Here is a 2252-nt window from a genome sequence, read left to right as displayed (position 1 = left end):
ACCAGAGCTTTCTCGACGCCTCCTGGCGCCACGACACGTTGCGCGAGCGGCTCGATGCCCTGTCGAGCGATGTGGTGGAGACCGCGGATCGCCAGGGAATCGACAAGGCACGCGCCGCGCTGGAGGATTATTGGGCGGCGGTGCAGAAGCTGATCGCCCTGCGCAGCGACCGCAACGGCCAGATGACCGGAGTGCTTGAACCGCTGGTCGCCGAGACCCGGCGAAAGCTCGACCAGCTCAAGAGTGCCGGCGGCGTCGATTCGACGGCGCTCGCCAGCGATGCCGCCATCGCCACCCTGCTGATGCAGGAGCATCTGACCCGCTACGTCGACCGTCGCGATCCGCAGGATGCCGAGGCGATGCGCGCTCAGCTCGCCGCCGCCCGCGACCGGCTGACCGAGATGAACCGCTATCTGTGGGTCCCCGGCACCAAGCAATCCATCGACGAGGTGACCGACCTGCTGGAAAAGGCCGGCGGCGTGCTGTCGTCCATCGAAGGCTCGGTGGTCGAGGAGGACAATCTGCGGGCCGACGCGATGGCCGCCAACGCAGCCGGCATCGCCGCCAATCTGGGCGAGATCCGCCGCCGGGCGGAGGCCGGAACCCAGGCGCTGCGCGGCACGTTGAGCAGCGGCCTGTCCGGCTACACCAACGTCGCGCTGTGGATCGGCGGGCTGGTCCTGCTCGCCGGACTGGTCGCGCTTTGGCTGGTCCAGCGCAGCGTCGCCGGTCCGGTAAAGACGATGGCGACGGCGGTGACGGCGTTGGCGGCCGGGCGCACCGACCTGACCTTGCCGGCGCTGACCGGACAGGACGAGATCGCCACGATGGCCCGCGCCGTAGAAACATTGCGAGGCATCGCCGAAGAGACCGAGCGCGAACGCCGTGAAGCGGAAATCGAACACACCCGTCTGCTGCGCGAAAAGGCGCTGGCCGAGGCCGCCAGCCAGACCAAGAGCGACTTCCTGGTCAACATGGGCCATGAGCTGCATGGCCCGCTGACCGAGATCGTCAATGCCAGCCAGGCGCTGGATGACCGACCTGCACCGGTTGGGCGTGGACGAGCTGGCGACCGATGTCGAACATATCCAGTGGACCGGCGAACAGCTGACCGCACTGGTCGACGCCATCCTGGATTATGCCAAGGTCGAAGCCGGGGCGATGGATGTCTGTCTGCAGGATTTCGACATCAACCGCCTGCTGACCGAGGCGCGCGAGCGGTCAATGCCGGCCGCCGATCTGTACGGCAATGCGCTGGACCTGGCGGCGCCGGCCGGACTCGGCCAGATGCATTCGGACTTCACCAAGGTCCGGCAAACGCTGCTGAACCTGCTGGACAATGCCTGCAAGTTCACCCAGGACGGCACGGTCACCCTGTCGGCGGAGAAGCTGGAGCGCGATGGCGCCCGCTGGTATCGCTTCACCGTGACCGACACCGGCCGCGGCTTCCCCACCGCCCATACCGGCCGGCTGTTCCAACCCTTCGTCCAGGGCGCCGGCAATGGCACCGTGGCGACCCGCGGCCAGGGCAAGCCGCGCGGCGCCGGGCTGGGCCTGACGCTGGTCGGGCATTATACCGCGATGCTCGGTGGCGACATCGAGGTGGCGAGCGAGCCCGGCCAAGGCACCCGCATCACCATCGCCCTCCCCGCAGTGTATGAACCGCCGGCCGAGGAGCGCCCGTTGCAGGTGGAGGCGGCCGGCAGCGCCAAGCCGCTGTTGCGGGTCGCGGCGCTGAAGCCGGCCGGCCATCTCGCCGGCAGCACCTCGATGACGCAGATCGGCCCCTGATCAGGCACGCGGGCGCGCCGTGTCCTCGGGCGCGTCGGTGTCGTCGACCGGCTGGCCGTACTTCATCCGCCGCATCTTCTCCGCCACCCGCGCGATCTCCTCGGGCGGCAGGATCGCCGGTTCGCCAAACTGCTGGGCGTAGAGATACTGGCGGGCCAGCGTCTCGACCTCCACCGCCAGCGACAGGGCGGACTGGACGCTGCTGCCCAGCACGATCATGCCGTGATTGGCCAGCAGACAGGCCAGCCGCCCCTCCAGCGCCGTCAGGGCATGGTCGGACAGCTCCTGCGTGCCGAAAGTGGCATAGGGGGCGCAGCGGATCGAATCGCCACCGGCCAGGGCCACCATGTAATGGAAGGACGGGATGCCGCGGCCATGCACCGCCAGCGCGGTGGCGAAGGTCGGATGGGCATGCAGCAGCACCGTCACGTCCGGCCGCGCCCGCAGGATGTCGCGGTGGA

Annotated in this window: 2 protein-coding genes and 1 pseudogene; 2 read left to right on the top strand and 1 reads right to left on the bottom strand. The window is 69.0% G+C overall.

Features of this window, described 5'->3' with window-relative positions:
• Positions 1 to 182: 182 nt before the first annotated feature.
• Positions 183 to 794: pseudogene (locus I71_RS40865) on the top strand (histidine kinase); the annotation flags it as partial.
• 238 nt (positions 795 to 1032) lie between these two features.
• On the top strand, positions 1033 to 1791 hold the full coding sequence (locus tag I71_RS39915) for a HAMP domain-containing sensor histidine kinase (RefSeq protein WP_244433934.1): 759 nt from the start codon (positions 1033 to 1035) through the stop codon (positions 1789 to 1791).
• Here the strand turns inward: I71_RS39915 and I71_RS19680 are convergent.
• Positions 1792 to 2252: class II aldolase/adducin family protein (locus I71_RS19680; RefSeq protein ID WP_042696811.1), on the bottom strand; the 461-nt coding region annotated here is incomplete at its 5' end. It lies immediately after the preceding gene.

The sequence above is a fragment of the Azospirillum sp. B506 genome (assembly GCF_000333595.1).
Lineage (GTDB): Bacteria > Pseudomonadota > Alphaproteobacteria > Azospirillales > Azospirillaceae > Azospirillum.
Note: the sequence above shows the minus strand (reverse complement) of the source record. Positions and strands in the feature narration are given on the sequence as shown.